Annotated in this window: 14 protein-coding genes; 5 read left to right on the top strand and 9 right to left on the bottom strand. The window is 68.0% G+C overall.

Features of this window, described 5'->3' with window-relative positions; translation table 11 throughout:
• Nucleotides 1–77: 77 nt before the first annotated feature.
• A complete protein-coding gene (locus VI08_RS07610) occupies nt 78–1,769 on the bottom strand; it encodes an ArnT family glycosyltransferase (RefSeq protein WP_045828928.1) in 1,692 nt (563 codons plus the stop codon).
• Nucleotides 1,770–1,844: 75 nt separating this feature from the next.
• Nucleotides 1,845–3,422: a methyl-accepting chemotaxis protein gene (locus tag VI08_RS07605; RefSeq protein WP_045828927.1), complete on the bottom strand. Its 1,578-nt coding sequence runs from the start codon at nt 3,420–3,422 to the stop codon at nt 1,845–1,847.
• A gap of 233 nt (nt 3,423–3,655) precedes the next feature.
• Between VI08_RS07605 and VI08_RS07600 the strand changes: the two genes are divergently transcribed.
• The 3 genes from VI08_RS07600 to VI08_RS07590 are packed head-to-tail and all read left to right on the top strand — an operon-like array spanning nt 3,656 to nt 7,735.
• Nucleotides 3,656–4,219, top strand: a complete 564-nt coding sequence (locus VI08_RS07600; protein WP_084621358.1) for an RNA polymerase sigma factor — start codon at nt 3,656–3,658, stop codon at nt 4,217–4,219.
• Nucleotides 4,216–5,235, top strand: coding sequence for a FecR family protein (locus VI08_RS07595; protein ID WP_045828925.1), 1,020 nt, complete (start codon nt 4,216–4,218; stop codon nt 5,233–5,235). The genes VI08_RS07600 and VI08_RS07595 overlap by 4 nt, the downstream gene beginning before the upstream one ends.
• 28 nt (nt 5,236–5,263) lie before the next feature.
• Complete coding sequence (locus tag VI08_RS07590; protein ID WP_157006451.1) at nt 5,264–7,735, top strand: TonB-dependent siderophore receptor; 2,472 nt, start codon at nt 5,264–5,266, stop codon at nt 7,733–7,735.
• On the opposite strand, the gene VI08_RS07585 is transcribed toward VI08_RS07590, so the two are convergent.
• The 6 genes from VI08_RS07585 to cyoA all read right to left on the bottom strand — a co-directional run bounded on the left by VI08_RS07585 (nt 7,723) and on the right by cyoA (nt 13,592).
• Nucleotides 7,723–8,646: a DUF535 family protein gene (locus VI08_RS07585; RefSeq protein WP_052697759.1), complete on the bottom strand. Its 924-nt coding sequence runs from the start codon at nt 8,644–8,646 to the stop codon at nt 7,723–7,725. The two genes, VI08_RS07590 and VI08_RS07585, sit on opposite strands and share 13 nt — an antisense overlap.
• A 39-nt stretch (nt 8,647–8,685) precedes the next feature.
• The gene (locus tag VI08_RS07580; RefSeq protein ID WP_084621357.1) at nt 8,686–9,459 is read right to left on the bottom strand and encodes an SURF1 family protein; all 774 of its coding nucleotides are present in this window, start codon (nt 9,457–9,459) and stop codon (nt 8,686–8,688) included.
• Nucleotides 9,456–9,860 (bottom strand): cytochrome o ubiquinol oxidase subunit IV, encoded by a 405-nt coding sequence (cyoD, locus tag VI08_RS07575; protein ID WP_045828924.1) that lies wholly within the window; start codon nt 9,858–9,860, stop codon nt 9,456–9,458. Before cyoD ends, VI08_RS07580 begins: the two co-directional genes overlap by 4 nt.
• Nucleotides 9,857–10,432: a cytochrome o ubiquinol oxidase subunit III gene (cyoC, locus tag VI08_RS07570; protein WP_428992135.1), complete on the bottom strand. Its 576-nt coding sequence runs from the start codon at nt 10,430–10,432 to the stop codon at nt 9,857–9,859. Before cyoC ends, cyoD begins: the two co-directional genes overlap by 4 nt.
• Nucleotides 10,433–10,487: 55 nt before the next feature.
• Nucleotides 10,488–12,461 carry a cytochrome o ubiquinol oxidase subunit I gene (cyoB, locus tag VI08_RS07565; protein ID WP_198148878.1) on the bottom strand — a complete coding sequence of 658 codons (1,974 nt, stop codon included), beginning with the start codon at nt 12,459–12,461 and terminating at the stop codon, nt 10,488–10,490.
• 66 nt (nt 12,462–12,527) lie between these two features.
• Nucleotides 12,528–13,592: a ubiquinol oxidase subunit II gene (cyoA, locus tag VI08_RS07560; RefSeq protein ID WP_198148873.1), complete on the bottom strand. Its 1,065-nt coding sequence runs from the start codon at nt 13,590–13,592 to the stop codon at nt 12,528–12,530.
• A 151-nt stretch (nt 13,593–13,743) separates the two neighbouring features.
• Here cyoA and VI08_RS07555 point away from each other — a divergent pair, with 151 nt between their 5' ends.
• A complete protein-coding gene (locus VI08_RS07555) occupies nt 13,744–15,096 on the top strand; it encodes an MFS transporter (RefSeq protein WP_045828920.1) in 1,353 nt (450 codons plus the stop codon).
• A 51-nt stretch (nt 15,097–15,147) separates the two neighbouring features.
• The gene (locus VI08_RS07550) at nt 15,148–15,774 is read left to right on the top strand and encodes a methylated-DNA--[protein]-cysteine S-methyltransferase (protein ID WP_052697758.1); all 627 of its coding nucleotides are present in this window, start codon (nt 15,148–15,150) and stop codon (nt 15,772–15,774) included.
• Here VI08_RS07550 and VI08_RS07545 read toward each other — a convergent pair.
• A complete protein-coding gene (locus VI08_RS07545; protein ID WP_045828919.1) occupies nt 15,764–16,750 on the bottom strand; it encodes an NAD-dependent epimerase/dehydratase family protein in 987 nt (328 codons plus the stop codon). The two genes, VI08_RS07550 and VI08_RS07545, sit on opposite strands and share 11 nt — an antisense overlap.
• Nucleotide 16,751 lies beyond the last annotated feature (1 nt).

Raw genomic sequence — 16,751 nt, 5'->3', positions numbered from 1 at the left:
GGAAGTGGGGGCGCGTTTACCGGTGTGCCGCCCCCATTTCCCATCCCCCACCGCCGCCTTTGCGCCCGGCGAGCCCGTCAGCGTGCGGTGCCCACCGGAGTACAGCCCGGCACCGACGCATCCGCAGCCAGCAGCACGAAGCGCACGCGGTTCGCCGTGCCAAGCTCCTTCACTTTCGCCGGCACCACGCAGCTATCCATCGCATCGTCGTTAAGGAAGATGTAGCGGTGGGCCGGGTCGGCGGCCTGCCACGCGCGCGCGTCGGCCAGCTGGGCCGCGCCGTCGCGGGCGAAGCCAAACTCCACCACCGGCCGCTTCGCCTGTAGCAGGTTCTCTTCGCGCCATGCCACGAGGGCCATCTGGCCGTCGGGGCCGATGGCCGCGTCGGCATCGGCCATCACCTGGCGCGTCGACTGGTTCGCGTTGAGCAGTGGGTAGGTGCCGAGCGGCCACACCACCCAGCCGATGGCCATGCCGCACAGCAGGGCGCCCACGCCGCGGCGTGGCCGGAATACGGCCGCCGCCACGAAGAAGCCGATGCCCACGGCGATTACCCACACCCATAACGCCTCGCCGTGGCCGGCGAGGTCGTAGCCTTCCGCGATGCGCCGCGCGGCCTTGGGTGCGGCCTTGTAGGCCCAAGTGCCTGCGCCGGTGAACACGATGCCACACGCCACGGTGAGCCAGAACGCCACCTTCGGCAGCCAGCGCGTCTTCATCATGTCGACGACGTAGGGCGCCATGGCAAGCGCCAGCATGGGCAGCATCGGCAGGATGTAGATCTCGCGCTTGCCCTTGGGGATGGAAAAGAACACCAGCACCAGCACGCACCACGCCAACGGCATCCACACACGCGGCTCGCGCAGGCGCAGGGCCTCGCGCCAGCGCGGCACGAGGACGGGGATGAGCAGCCAGGTCGGCAGCCAGCCGCGCAGGATCACCACGAGGAAGAACCACGGCGCCTCTTGGTGCTGCCACGAATCGGCGTAGCGCTGGGCTGTCTGGCGGAACAGGATGTCGTTGACGTACGCAAGGTATTCCGGGGTGCGTAGCCCGTAGGCCGCGGTGAGCATGGGGCCCACCCACAACGCGATGCCCACGAGGAACGCCAGGGCGCCACCCGCCCAGCGCCAGCCATCGCCGCGCGTCTGCAGCACGCCAGGCCATGCACGGGCGCGGTAGACGGCGTAGGGGATGAGCATGAGCAGAGCGATGACGCCGACGCCCTTGGTGATGACGCCCAGCCCCGCGGCGAAGCAGCCCAGCCAGTAGAGCCGCCAGTTCGGGCCGCGCAGGCAATGGAGCAGGATGCCGGTGTTGCCCAGCGTGATCCAGAACAGGTTCAGCGGGTCGATCTGCGCATGGCGGATGACATCGATGAACGGCATCGACATCAGCACGATGGTCGCGGCATAGAGGCCCACGCGCGCATCCCACAGCCGGCGGCCGAGGTACCAGGTGAGCGCCAGCGTGCCGAGGCCCGAAAACAGCGATGTCAGCAGGAACGCGCCACGCCAGCCACCGGTGAGCCACATCCACGCGGCTTCCGTCCACATCAGCATCGGCGGTTTGTCGGAATACAGTTCCATGCCGCGGTGTGGGAACAGCCACTGGCCGGATGCCAGCATCTGCTTCGCCACCAGGGCGAAGCGGGGTTCATCGGGTGGCCACGGGTCGCGCAGGCCGATGCCCGCGGCGAGCACCAGCAGGGCAATGAGCATGAACCAGGCGAAATGCCGCCAGGCGGTTCGGTCGTCGGTGGGAAGCATGCATCGGCCGGCCGGGGAGTTCCCCGCATCCTAGCCGATGCCGTTTTACAGGTTCTTACAGTGCGCTTACAGCGTTCACGCCGCTTCCATGCGGAAGAACGCCACGCTATCGACAAGGCCACGGGCGCGGGATTTCACGGCGTCGGCCGCGGCGGCGGCCTCTTCGACCAGCGCCGAGTTGCTCTGCGTCACCTCGTCGATCTGGCGCACTGCCTCGTTCACCTGGAGGATGCCGGTCGCCTGGGTATCGCTCAGCGTGGCGATGGCGCGGACGGCGTGGGTCACGCGGTCGACATCGCGTGCCAGGCCTTCCATGCGCTCACCCGCGGCACCGATGCGCTGCGCGCCATCGGCGATGGTCTCGCTCGATTCCTGCACCAGCGCGCGGATCTGCCCGGCGGCCGTCTTCGAGTGCGAGGCCAGCACCCGGACCTCGCCCGCCACGATGTGGAACCCGCGGCCGGCCTCGCCCGCCCGGGCCGCTTCCACGGCCGCGTTCAACGCAAGGATATGCGTCTGCGAGGCGATGCGCTCGATCGTCTCAGTGATTTCGGTGATGCGCGTGGCGACACCCGCGATGCGGTCCATGGCCACCACGGCGTCACGCATCGCGCCTTCGCCCTCGCGCGCGCCGGCGAGCGACTGCTCGGCGGCCACGCGCGCTTCGCGGGCGCTGGCCGCGTTCGCATGCACGCTGCTGGTGAATTCCTGCATCGATGACGCGGTTTCTTCCAGCGCGGCGGCCTGCTCGCTGGTGCGCGACGACAGGTCGAGGTTGCCCTCGGCGATTTCACCCGTGGCCAGCGAGATCTCGTCGGCGCCCTGGCGGATGGTGGCGACCACGTCGCGCAGGCGCGTATTCATGCGGCCGAGCGCCTGCAGCAGCAGCCCGGTCTCGTCCCGGCTCGTGCTTGTGATTTCGCTCGAAAGATCGCCATCGGCGACGGCTTCGGCCACGCCCACGGCATGCGCGATCGGCCGCGTGATGCTGCGGGCGAGCAGTACGGTGATGGCGATGCCCAGCAGCACGGCGCCAAGCACCACGCTCGCCAGCAGCACCAGCACCTGGCGGTAGACGGCGGTGCTGGCGTCTTGCAGCTGGCGGGCCGACGTGGCGGCAGCCTGGCGGACATGGTCGACGATGCTGTCGATGGCCGCGGTCGGGGGGCGGTCGATGCCCTTCACGAGGCCATCCACCACGTGGGCGCTGGCCGCGTCGGTCGATTTGTATTGCGCGAGGGCACCCGTGTACTTCACGAGCAGGTCGGCGTGCGTCGTCGTCGCGGCGTCCACCTCGGCCACCGGCATGCCCAGCGCGGCCATCTGTTTGCGCAGGCTGGCCAGGTCGCCATCGACGGTGCCGGCCATCGTCGTGAAGCCGGCGCGGTACTTATCGAAGGCCGCCGGGTCGGCGCCGCGCAAGAGCAGATCCTTCCATTCCTGCACTTGCCGCTTGAAGTCCACCTGGGCCACGCGGGCGGTATCCGCGGCGGCGGCGTAGGCCTGGGCGGTCTGGGCCGCCTGTCGCTGGAAATCGTTCATGCGGGCCAGGCCGCGCCAGCCCTCCGCGCCCACGATGACGGTGGCGGCTAGCAGGAGCAGGCCGAGGGCGGCCAGGCGGGTGGCGATGCGGAAGCGGGACAACAGCGTCATGGATGCTACGGGACCAGGTGATGACGCAGTCCGCTTGCATCGGGGGTGGGATGCCCCTTATCGGCACCTTTGGCCCCGACCTTGACCAGAAAATTCTGAACAGGCCGGCCCGGCGTTTCAATTTTCCGCAGCTGGCACGTCTAGGGGTTTCGCCGGTGCGGATTCCGGTATGCGTCCCTGCCCGTACGCATGCTGGTTCCGCACCGTGCGACCCTATATCCCGGAACACCCCCATGAACGCGGTACCCCGAACGATGGACCCAACCGAGGCGACTGGCGCGCCACGCGGACGGCGGGCCGACCAGGTCGTCGCCCTCTTCCGCGAGCATAACGCGGCCCTGGTCGCGTTCCTGCGCGTGCGCCTTGGCACCCTGGCCGATGCGCAGGAAGTGGCCCAGGAGGTGTACCTGAAGCTGCTGACGCTGGACGAGGCCACGAAGATCGACTCACCGCGCGCCTTCCTGTTCCGCGCCGCCGCGAACCTGGCCGTGGACCGCCTGCGCATGCGCAATGTCCGCACCAACGCCCCGGTGGACCCCGACCACGATGACTGGCACGTCACGCCCATCCCCGAGCAGCACGCCGCCGCCCTGCAGCAGTGGCGCGATATGCGCGAGGCGCTGGACGAGCTGCCGCCCAAGACCAGCCGTGCCTTCGTGATGCACGTCATCGACGGCCGCGATTTCGCCGCCATCGCCAAAGACATGAACCTGAGCGAGCGCATGGTGCGTTACCACGTCGGCAACGCCCTGGCGCATTGCCGTGACCGCAGGGACCGTGCGGAGGCCCTCCGATGAACGCTTCGACCTTCTCCCCCGGTACCCGTATCGAGCATGCCGCCGCCGAGTGGTGGGCACGCCTGCGCGACCCCGCCCTGCCCGACCAGGCGCTGGCCCAGTGGACGGCATGGCTGGAGGCCGACCCGAACCACGCCGCCGCCTTCGACCGTGCCTGTGCGCTGGCCGAGGAAGCCGCCGCGCTGGGCGGTGACCAGCGCGCCGACCTCCTGGCGCGTTTCGCCCCGCCGCAGGCGCCGGCGCGCCGCGCCCCACCGCGCCTTGCCATGGCCCTGGCCGCCGGCATCGCCGCCGTGGCCGTGCTGGGTGGTGGCCTCTACGTTGCGCTCAAGCATGGTCCTGACGCGCCCCAGGCGTACGCGAGCGAGCGCGCCGGGCACCGCGACATCGACCTGCCCGATGGCTCCAGCATCGAACTGGGCGGCGCCACCTCGATCACCACACGCTACGGCAGCGATATCCGCGCGATCGACCTGGATGCGGGCGAGGCCTTCTTCCGCGTGGCCCACGCCGAGCGGCCGTTCGTGGTGAACGCGGGCCCCCTGCGCATCCGCGACCTGGGCACGGCGTTCAATGTCCGCCGCACGGGCGATCGCGTCACCGTTGCCGTGACCGAGGGGCGCGTGCGGGTCTCGCCGTCGGCCGATGCGAACGACGGTGGGACGGTGGAACTGGGCGCGGGGCGCGAAGTCTCGTTCGACCCTGAGACCAAGGCCATGCGGATCCTCGATGTCGATGCCGCCACGGCCACGGCGTGGCGCGAGCGGCGGCTGGAGTTCGTGAACGAGCCGCTCTCGTCCGTGCTTGAGAACGTGAACCGCTATGGCACGCGCCCGGTGCGGCTCACCGACCCCTCGCTGGCCCGCCTGACATTTACCGGCACCGTGCAGGTCGATACCATCGACAGCTGGGTGGCGGCCCTGCCGCGCGTCTTCCCCGTGCGGGTGGATACGTATGCCGACCACCTTGAACTGGCGCGGCAGACATCCATGGCGCGGGGTACCAAACCGCGCTGACCCTTAGAAGTCCTTGGGGCCGCAGGTCTTGCAGCACACCCTTCGCGGGCGCCGGCGCGTAACCACCGGCGCGCTCGCGCTCGCGTTGATGCTGGCGCTGCGCCCGGCCAGCGCCGCCGAGGGGTCGCCCGTCGGCGATCGCTCCGCGTTGCCATTCGCCATCGCGCCGCAGCCCATGGCCACGGCCCTGCTGGCATGGGGCAAGCAGGCCAACGTGCAGGTGCTAACCGCCTCCGGCGCCGTCGCCAGCTGGCGCAGCGCGGGCGCCAGCGGCTTGCTCACGCCGGACGATGCCCTGGTCGAACTACTCGAAGGCACCGACCTCGAGCGTGAAGCCTACGACGCGCACACGGTGGTGGTGCGCCAGCGCCAAAAGGCCGGCAACGCCACGCCCGCGCCCGCCGACCCGCTATCGGCGTTCGATCCGCACAGCGTCACGCCGCTGGCCACCGTGGATGTGCGCGGCATCCTTTCCGACGACGGCTACAAGGCCGATACCACGCGCACGGCCACGCGGACGGAGAGCAATCTCACCGACGTGCCGCAATCGATCAGCGTGGTCACGCGCGAGGTCATCGCCTCGCAGCAGGCGGTGAGCATTGGCGATGTCGCCCGCTACGTGGCAGGCGTGCAGTACGTGGATGGCTACGGCGGCTCACCGCTGTTCCTCATCCGCGGCTTCGATGCCGGCAACGGCATGACCGACGGCATGCCGAACGGCATCGCGCGCACGGAGGACCTGCCACCGCTCATCGGCATCGAGCGCGTGGAGGTTTTGCGCGGCCCCGAGGCCATCCTGGGCGATGCCTCGCAGAACAATAATTTCGGCGGCGCGATCAACGTGGTGATGAAACGGCCGCAGGCCGACACCATCCGCACGCTGACATGGTCGGCCGGTGAGTACGATGGCGCGCGCCTCGGCGTCGATTTGGCGGGTACCGCGTCGAACGACGGCGCGTGGACCTACCGGCTCGTCGCCGCGGGCCAGGGTGGCCAGCGCACGCCGCAGGGCAACGGCCACGGCCGCGGCACGTACCTCGCGCCCTCGTTCGCGTGGCAGGGCGACGATACCCGCTTCATGGGCGGCCTGGAGTACGTCGACAACCGCGTGCCCGGTCCGGAACACACCGTGCTGCTGGGCGCGTCGCTTTCCACGGCATCGCCGTACCGCGACCTGCCGGACGTGCCCGACGACTACTCCACCTACCGCACCACGCGCGCCGTGTTCGAGTTCGACCACGATATCGGCGACGACTGGAGCTTCCACAGCCAGGGCCAGTACGTGCGCCAGCACAGCGATGGCCGCAACTGGTCGTACACGCCGGGCGACGACTACGGCGGCTTCCTCGTGCCCGTGGCGCGCAGCTTCCGCTACAAGGGCAGCTACTGGACATGGCAGAACGACCTGCGCACCTCGTTCAGCCACGGCGATACGACGCACACCGTGCTGCTCGGCTTCGACGTGGCGCGCACGCATGCCGGCGACAGCGGCATCGGCAGCGTCGAGCAAAGCATGGATACCACCATGGATAACGACCGCAGTGCGCAGATCATCACGCGCCCGCTATCGTTCGACCTGGCGACGGGCGCGCGCATGTCCGAGAAATTCAATGCGCTGGTGGCGCCCGTCACCACCGTGCAGAACCTTGGTGGCTCGTGGCAGACCAACGCCGGGCTTTACCTGCAGGACCAGGTCGCCATCGGCGAGAAGTGGAACGTGCTGGCCGCCATCCGCCGCACCACCTACCAGCTCGATACGCACTGGGACGATGGCATGCCGCGCCGCCAGCGCAAGTCGCGCTGGGTGCCGAAGCTGGGCGTGGTGTACAAGGTGGCGCCCGATATCGCGCTGTATGCCGATACCGCGGTGGGTTTCCAGCCCGATCCCCTGCTCGGCAAGGACGGCCAACCCCTGCCCGCGGTCACCTCGCGCCAGGTGGAACTGGGTGGCAAGTTCGACCTGTTCGACCAGCGTGCGCGCCTTACCGCCGCGCTGTACCGCATCCGCGTCGACCACAGCGTGGACCTGGTCTCGCCCGAGCCACCCTTCTTCGCGACACCCGGCCCCGGCCAGACCAATCGCGGCCTGGAAGTCGAGTTCACGGGCAATGTGGCGCCCGGCTTCGACGTGCTTGCCAGCCTCACCGAAACCCGTATCCATAACCACGACGACACGCGCCCCACCGGTACGCCGAAACACCAGGCCGCGGTGTGGGGCAGCTACCGCCTGGGCGGCGGCACGTTGCCGTGGGGTATCGCGGCCGGCGTCATCGCGCGCAGCAAAAGCTACGGCCGCACCAGCGAGCAGGGTGAGTACTTCGGCATCCCGGGCCAGGCCAGCGTCGAAACCAATGTCACGCGGTATGGCGACCACTGGCGCGTCACGCTCGGCGTGAAGAATCTCTTCCGGCGCACGCTTTACGCGGTGAACTTCGACGACACGTTCGTGCCCATCCGCCAGGGCCACACGGTGCTGCTCACTGGTTCCTACGATTTCTGAAACGCCCGCAGCACCACCTCGCAGGCCTCGCGGCGGAACGCATCACGGTGCGGCTTGCCCGTGGGCTTGCCCTGCACGGGTACCTCGAAGCAGCCATCCGCCCCGGGCTCCCCACCGTGGCGGCGCCAGAAGCGGTCGTACGCCGCGGGCGTGACGCCCTCCCTCCGCTCCAGCGGGTGCTCGCTGGCGGAGACGCCGCGTAGCCGCGCGATGCCGTAGTACGTCGCCAAAGAGCGGACGATGCCGAGCAGCAGCTCGCGCGGGTGCAGCCCACCCGTGGCGCGGGTGAACGCGGCGATCTCGCCGCGACCCAGGTACGCCCATGAGCCGCGCATGGCCCCGAGCATGAGCCCATCCGGGCCCGCGAAGGTCAGCGCGCAGGACGACACCACTTCCTTGTCGCCATTGAGGAGGAAAAGACCGAGCTCTCCGCACTGCGTGCTCTCAGGCGCGCGGGCATGGACGTACGCCACCTGGCCATCGCCGAGGGGCAGCGTGGCAAGGCGTACGTCATGGCCCTTGAGCAGGCGCAGGCGGAGGCGCTCGGGAAACTCGCGCGTGACGAAGCGGTAGTGCGCCTCGATGATCCGCGCGCGGGCCGCCAGGTCGAGGCGGCGCGAGATGTAATGGGCCTGCCAGCGCTCATAGAGCGCGGGGTTGGCATCGGCGGCGGCGCGCATGTCGCGCGAGCGCCCTACCAGGCGCAGCCACTCGGCATGCCGGGGCAGCGAGCGTAGCGTGCGCCACAGGTAGCGCAGCCGGCCTTCGGTCAGCGGGAAGCGATCGCGCTGGGCGGCGCGGCGCCGGAAGTGCGCCACCATGAGGCCAAGGCCGCCGGGTTCGGCGGTGCCCCGGGGCCAGGCCAGGGGCAGGTCATGGAGCGGCGTGCTGGGTGTGATGCGGGACGGCATGCAACCTAGACGTGCCAGCCCCGGGATTTTGAAACCGGGCTAGCGGCGGCGCCGCTCGTCACGCCACACCACCCACCCGCCGACGAGGGTAAGCAGGGCCAGGGCATACCAGGTCAGCGCGTACTGCAGGTGGTTATCCGGGAACGAGACCACCGTGAGGCCACCCACCGGCGCATCGCTGCCGTCGCCGCGGCCAGGGGCCGAGGCCGCATCGGCGTCGACGAAATACGGCGCGGCCCCGTCGATGCCGCCGGCCTGCGTGATGGCGGCCACGTCGCGGGAGAACCAGCGGCCCGTGGCCGGCTCGTTGTCCTGCAGGAAGGCACCCTTCGGCTCGCTGATACGCAGCAGCCCCGTGACCGTGGTGTGGCCCGTGGGCCCGGTGGGGCACGTGGCCTTGCCGCCACACCACGAGGGGGTGACGAAGCCGCGGTTCACGAGCACCACCTCGCCATTGTCACGACGGAACGGGGTCATCAGCCAGGCACCCAGGCCCAGCTCGGTGCTGGCCCGCACGCGCACGCTCTTGTCGGGCAGGAAGGCGCCCGCCAACTTCACGCTGCGGTATTCGTCGCTTTCGAGGGTGACCTGCGGCCACTGGCCGCGGCCCGGCGCGTCCACCGGCGGCGCGTGCACCCGTGCATCGACGCGGGCGATGAGGTCGTGCTTCCACGCGCGGCGGTGCACCTGCCAGGTGCCCAGCGCCACGAAGGCCGCGAACACGGCCGCGCCAAGCACGGCGAGCACCCCCAGAACGAAGACGCCGCGCGGAGGGCGCGGCGTCTCGTGGGTATCGGCCTGCCCGGTGCTCAAGGCAGGTTCTTCACCTGCTGGCTCATGTCGTGCGACATGCCCGGCATCATGTTGGCGTTCATGTGGAACATGACCCAGATGGAACCCGACAGCGTAATGACGACAAGCACCAGCGTGAAGATCAGCGCCAGCATGTTCCAGCCACCCTGCGATTTCGTATCCATGTGCAGGAAGTAGATCATGTGGACCACGATCTGGATGGCGGCGAAGGCCAGCAGCACCACCGACAGCGTGCGCGTATCGGGGATGACCTTGTCCATCACCAGCCAGAACGGAATGGCGGTAAGCACCACGGCCAGGAAGAAGCCCAGCAGGTAGCCACCCATGGTGCTGTGGCTGACCACCTCGTCGTCGTGGTGGTCGTCGTGGTGGTGATCGTGCGATTCAGCGTGCGCGCTCACGGCAGCACTCCCATCAGGTAAACGAAGGTAAAGACGCCGATCCAGACCACGTCGAGGAAGTGCCAGAACATCGACAGGCACATGATGCGGCGCTTGTTGGCACCGGTGAGGCCATGCTTGCCCACCTGGAACAGCAGCGTGATGAGCCACACGATACCGAAGGTGACGTGCAGGCCGTGGGTGCCGACCAGGGTGAAGAACGACGACAGGAACGCGCTGCGCTGCGGGCCCGCGCCCTCGTGGATGAGGTGGGCGAACTCGTACAGCTCGATGCCAAGGAACGCGGCGCCGAACATGCCGGTGATGATGAGCCACGCCATCATGGTGCCGCGGCGGTTCTTCTGCATCTCCAGCACGGCGAAGCCATAGGTGATGGAAGACAGCAGCAGCATGGCGGTGTTGAGCGCCACCAGCGGCAGTTCGAACAGGTCGGCACCCGAGGGGCCGCCCGCGTAGTTACGCCCCAGCACGCCATAGCAGGCGAACAGGCAGGCGAAGATGAGGCAGTCGCTCATCAGGTAGATCCAGAACCCCAGCAGGGTTCCGTTTTCCGGATGGTGGTCTTTCGTCATCCAGAACTGCGGCGTTTCATTCTCCGCGATGGCCGCGGACGGGTTGGCATGCATATCAGACATGGGCGGCAAGCTCTTCCGTGCGGGCGGTCTCGGTACGTTCGACCACGTCGGCGGGGATGTAGTAATCGCGCTTGTAGTTGAAGGTGTGCGTGATGGCGCTGACCAGCAGGCCCAGGAAGGCCAGGCCGGCGACCAGGAACATGTGCCAGATCATCGCGAAGCCGAACACGAAGGCGAACCCGGCGATGATGACGCCGGCGGCCGTGTTCTTCGGCATGTGGATCGGCAGGTAGCCCTCGGTGCGGCGGGTGGCGTTGCGCTCCTTCATGTCCCACCAGGCATCCGCTTCGTGGATGACCGGGGTGAACGCGAAGTTGTATTCCGGCGGGGGCGACGAGGTGGCCCACTCGAGCGTGCGGCCGTGCCACGGGTCGCCCGTGACGTCGCGCAGCTTGTCCTTGTTCTTGATGCTGACGTAGATCTGCACCAGGAACGAGCCGATGCCCAGGGCGATAAGGCCAGCGCCCACCGCGGCGATCTGGAACCAGATCTGCAGCGACGGATCCTCGAAGTGGTTCATGCGGCGGGTAACGCCCATGAAGCCCAGCACGTAGAGCGGCATGAAGGCGACATAGAAGCCCACCAGCCAGAACCAGAAGCTGCACTTGCCCCAGAACGGGTCGAGGCGGAAGCCGAAGGCCTTCGGGAACCAGTAGTTGATGCCGGCGAACAGGCCAAACACCACGCCGCCGATGATCACGTTATGGAAGTGCGCGATGAGGAACAGGCTGTTGTGCAGCAGGAAGTCGGCCGGCGGCACGGCGAGCATCACGCCGGTCATGCCACCGATGACGAAGGTGACCATGAAGCCCACGGTCCACAGCATGGGCACGTCGAACTGGATGCGGCCACGGTACATGGTGAACAGCCAGTTGAAGATCTTCGCACCCGTCGGGATCGAGATGATCATCGTGGTGATGCCGAAGAACGAGTTGACGCTGGCACCCGAGCCCATGGTGAAGAAGTGGTGCAGCCACACCAGGTACGACAGCACGGTGATGACGACCGTGGCGTAGACCATGGAGGCGTAGCCGAACAGGCGCTTCTGGCTGAAGGTGGAGACGACCTCGGAGAAGACGCCGAACACCGGCAGCACGAGGATGTACACCTCGGGGTGGCCCCAGATCCAGATCAGGTTCACGTACATCATGGCGTTGCCGCCAAAGTCGTTCGTGAAGAAGTTGGTGCCGGCGTAACGGTCGAGCGCCAGCAGCACCAGCACGGCCGTGAGCACCGGGAACGCGGCGACGATGAGCACGTTGGTGCAGAGCGAGGTCCAGGTGAAGACGGGCATCTTCATCATGGTCATGCCCGGCGCGCGCATCTTCACGATGGTGGCGATGAGGTTGATGCCGGATAGGGTGGTGCCTACGCCGGCCACCTGTAGCGACCATATGTAGTAGTCGACACCCACGTCGGGGCTCTGCGCCAGGCCCGAGAGCGGCGGGTACGCCAGCCAGCCGGTACGGGCGAACTCACCCACGAACAGCGAGGCCATGACCAGCAGGCCACCGGCCACGGTCATCCAGAAGCTGAAGTTGTTGAGGAACGGGAACGCCACGTCGCGCGCGCCGATCTGCAGCGGCACCACGTAGTTCATCAGGCCCGTGACCAGCGGCATGGCCACGAAGAAGATCATGATCACGCCGTGGGCGGTGAAGATCTGGTCGTAGTGGTGCGGTGGCAGGAAGCCGGGGTTGCCGTTGAAGGCGATGGCCTGCTGGGCGCGCATCATGAGCGCGTCGGCAAAGCCACGCAGCAGCATGACGATGCCGAGCACCATGTACATGATGCCGATCTTCTTGTGGTCGATGCTGGTGAACCACTCTTTCCAGAGGTAGCCCCACAGCTTGTACTTAGTGATGATCGCCAGCAGGGCGATGCCACCGATGGCCACGCCCGCGAAGGTCGCGAGGAGGATCGGCTCGTGGTACGGGATGGCCTCGAGGGAGAGGCGTCCGAAGATCAGTTTGGCTAGATCGGGCGTATTCATTACCGGGCTCGGCAAGCTTGGATCGGTGGGGGCGGCCGCTTAGAGCGGGCGGCCGGCGGGCGTCATGGCTTCGCCGGTGGCGCCGCGGGCGGCGCACAGGGCACCCACGTAGCGGCGGCCGTCGTCGGCGATGCCGAGGCGCGAACGGGTGGGGGCATCGAGCGAGGTCACGTTGTAGGTGCCCACGATGCCCTGCCCGCCCGCCTTGTCCAGCGCCATCATGTCGTTGGCGCACATGCGGTTGGACTCGACGCAACGGTTGAGGATGGCGTTATACAGGCCCGCGGCCACGTTGCCGTAGTAGTGCACCGGCTCGCGCTCGCTGGGCTGCTCGAGCTTGAGGTAATCCTCGCGGCTGAGGGCCGTGCCTTCGGCCTTGGCCTTGGCCACCCACGCGTCGAAATCACCCTCGCTGAGGCTGTGGAAGCGGAAGCGCATATCGGAGAAGCCCGCGCCGCTGTAGTTGGCGCTAATGCCCTCGAAATCGCCGGTTTTGTTCATCACGGCGTTGAGCTTGGTCTCCATGCCCGGCATGGCGTAGATCATGCCGGCCAGGCTGGGGACGAAGAACGCGTTCATGACGTTCGAGGCGGTGATGCGGAACTCGATGGGGCGGTCGACCGGGGCGGCCATCTCGTTGACCGTGGCAATGCCCTGCTCCGGATAGAGGAACAGCCATTTCCAGTCCAGCGCCACGACCTCGACCACCAGGGGCTTCACGCCCTCGGCCACCGGCCGGTTCTGGGCGACCTGGTCGAGCGGGCGGTACGGGTCCAGCTTGTGGGTGCTGGTCCAGGTGATGGCGCCCAGGGCGATGATGATCAGCAGGGGCGCCGACCAGACGATGAGCTCCAGCACCGTGGAGTGGTTCCAGTCCGGGTCGTAATCCTGCTCCGCGGCCTTGCTGCCCGCCCGGTACTTCCATGCGAACAGCAGGATGAGGAAGATGACCGGGACGATGATGATCAGCATCAGCACCACGGAGATGAAGATGAGGTCCCGCTGCTGGCGGGCGATATCGCCGGATGGCGAGAACAGGACGGCGTCGCAGCCTGACAAAAGCAGGGCCAGGGCGGGGATCAGCAATCCGCGCAACATCTTCATGGACATTCGCATGGTGGGAGCAACCGTGGGGACTCGAAAAAATACGCTGAAATTCACGCTGAGACCATAGGACACTTTGTCCCATGGGATCCAAGCCAGACGCCCGCGCCGGGCGTATGCTGTACCCAAAGCACAGGAAGGGAGTTGGTTGATGTCGAGCATTTCACACGCCCCTCACACTGCCGCCGACGTCGCCGAACACGATGCCCGCCGGCAGCACCAGGCCAGCCACGCCCCCGTGGCCCCCAATGAGATCGCCGTGGGCGTGGTCATCGGCAGGGCCTCGGAATACTTCGACTTTTTCACGTACGGCATCGCCTCCGTCCTCGTTTTCCCGTCGGTGTTCTTCCCGTTCCTGAACCAGCTCGACGGCATCCTGCTGGCCTTCACCATCTTCTCGTTCGCCTTCATCGCCCGCCCGTTCGGCACCACCATCTTCATGGCCATTCAGCGGAATTTCGGCCGCAGCACCAAGCTGACGGCCTCGCTGTTCCTGCTGGGCACGGCCACGGTGTGCATCGCCTTCCTGCCGGTGAATAAATCCGGTGGGTACGGGGTCATCGTGATCCTGGGCCTGCTGCGGTTCTTGCAGGGCATTGCGCTGGGCGGCTCGTGGGATGGCCTGCCCTCCCTGCTCGCCCTCAACGCCCCGAAGAACCGCCGCGGCTGGTTCGCCATGCTGGGCCAGCTGGGCGCGCCCATTGGCTTCCTCATCGCCGGCTCGCTGTTCCTGTTCCTCAACACCCAGCTCTCCCGCGAGGATTTCCTCGACTGGGGCTGGCGCTACCCGTTCTTCGTGGCATTTGCCATCAACGTGGTGGCGCTGTTCGCCCGCCTGCGCCTGGTCGTCACCGAGGAATACACCCAGGCCCTGGAGGAATCCCTGCTCGAGCCCATCGGCACGCTCGAGATGGTGCACGCCCAGGGTTACAACCTCTTTATCGGCGCCTTCGCGGCCCTGGCCAGCTACGCCCTGTTCCACCTGGTTACGGTGTTCCCGCTCAGCTGGATCGCCATCTCGCGCTCGCAGGACATCAACAACGTCTTGATCGTGCAGATTATTGGCGCCCTGGTGGCCATCCTGGCCACAGTGGCCTCCGGCGTCATCGCCGACCGCATCGGCCGCCGCAACACGCTGGGCACCATGGCCGTCCTCATCGGCCTGTTCGCCATCGCCACCCCGTTCCTGCTCAACGGCGGCCGCTTCGCCCAGGATGCCTTCCTGGTGCTGGGCTTCGCCCTGCTCGGCCTTTCGTACGGCCAGGCGGCCGGCACGGTCACCGCCAACTTCGAGAAGCGCTTCCGCTACACCGGCGCCGCCCTCACCACCGACTTCGCCTGGCTGGTCGGCGCGGCCTTCGCCCCGCTGGTGGCGCTGGGCCTGTCCCAGCGGTTCGGCCTGGTGGCGGTCAGCGCCTACCTGCTCTCGGGCGTCGTCTGCACGCTGCTGGCCCTGCGCATCAACCGCTCGCTGGAGGCCCCCCGGGCCAAGCCGGCGCAATAAGCGCCCGAAACCCGGCGGCATGGGCATGGGGGCCGGGGTAACCTAGCCCCCATGCTTTTTGACCTGCCCGACCACGACACCCTTTACCGCGCCCTGCTCGCGCGCGAGGCCGTGGTGCGCCTGCTGGGCGACAGCCCCGCCCACCTGCGCGACCGCCAGCTGCTCAAGGCCGCCTGGCTCGCCTCGCCCATCGGCGAAATGCTGGCCGTAGCCGACGACCACGCCCTGCATCTCCTCGAGTTCTTCGACCGCGCGGCCCTGCCCAACGAACTGAAAAAGTTGCGCGAAGCCACCCGCTCGGCCATCACCTTCGGCCGCACGCCCGTCATCGACCGGATCGAGGCAGAGCTGGGCGAGTATTTCGCCGGGCGCCGCGCCGTGTTCGAGACCCCGCTGGCCTTCCACGGCTCGGTGTTCACCAAGGCCGTGTGGGACGAACTGGTTACCATCGTGCCGGGAACGACGCGCAGCTACGCCGAAATCGCCGCCCAGGCAGGCCGCCACACCGCGGTCCGCGCCGTGGCCCGGGCCAACGGCGCCAACCAGCTGGCCATCGTCATCCCCTGCCACCGGGTGATCGGGGCGGACGGCTCACTCACGGGCTACGGCGGCGGGCTGTGGCGGAAGGACTGGCTGCTGCGCCACGAGCGGAAGATGGCTGCTGCCCTCAAGGCGTGACCGGGTACGGGCCGTCGGCGAACACCTCGTCGTGGTACCCCTTCTTGCCGATCGCCAGTGCCATGGGGCTGCGGAATTCTTCCCCGCGGCGGAGGCAATCGAGCACGTGGGCGAAATCGCGCTTCGGTTGCCAGCCCAGGTCGCGGACCGCCCGGTGGCTGTCGTAGACCCGATCGAGCGAGGGCAGGAGTTTCCAGCCGCGGGCCGCGTAGAGGGTATCCACGTCGGGGAACAGCCTGCGGACCACGGCCGGGGCGTCGGTGCGCAGCGCCGCCACGTCGGCACGCGTGAATGGTGGCGGTGCCGACACGATGTAACGGCCGAAGCCTAGCGCCGGGGCCTTCGCCAAGGCGCACAGGTGGGCCTCGACGATGTCGTCGATGTCCGCGCGGCGATAGAGCAGCTCGTTCGCCTGCATGTTGGCGGTGCCGTACTCGGCCCTGACGCCGGCGTTGTCGTCGTCCTCGGGGAAGAACCGCGACGTGCGCAGCACCAGCACGGGCAGGCCATCCTTGCGCGCCACCAGCTCGCACATGCCCTCGGCGGCGATCTTGGTGGCGCCGTAGATGTTCTTCGGCACCGGCACCACGTGTTCGTCGATCCATGCCGCGGGCTGGCCCGGTGCGGGCGACAGCGCCGCACCGAACGCGCTGGTGGTGCTGGTGAACACGAACGCCCTGACCCGCTGGGCCACCGCGGCCTCGAGCAGTGCCACGGTGCCCGCCACGTTGGTATCCACGAACTGCCGCTTGCTGTGCGTCGCCACGTGCGGCTTGTGCAGCGTGGCGCTGTGGATGACACCCGTGGCGCCCTGCATCGCCTCGCGCACGAAGGCTTCGTCGCTGATGGAGCCGACGTGGTCGGTGAACGGCGAGGGCTTGATGTCGATGCCGCGCACGTCGCGGCCATCGGCGCGCAGGCGCCGCACCAGGGCCTCGCCGAGGTGCCCCGCGCTGCCGGTGACCAGGATCGTCATG

It is taken from the genome of Luteibacter yeojuensis, from assembly GCF_000964085.1.
GTDB lineage: Bacteria > Pseudomonadota > Gammaproteobacteria > Xanthomonadales > Rhodanobacteraceae > Luteibacter > Luteibacter yeojuensis_A.
This window is presented reverse-complemented; position numbering and strand designations above follow the sequence as displayed.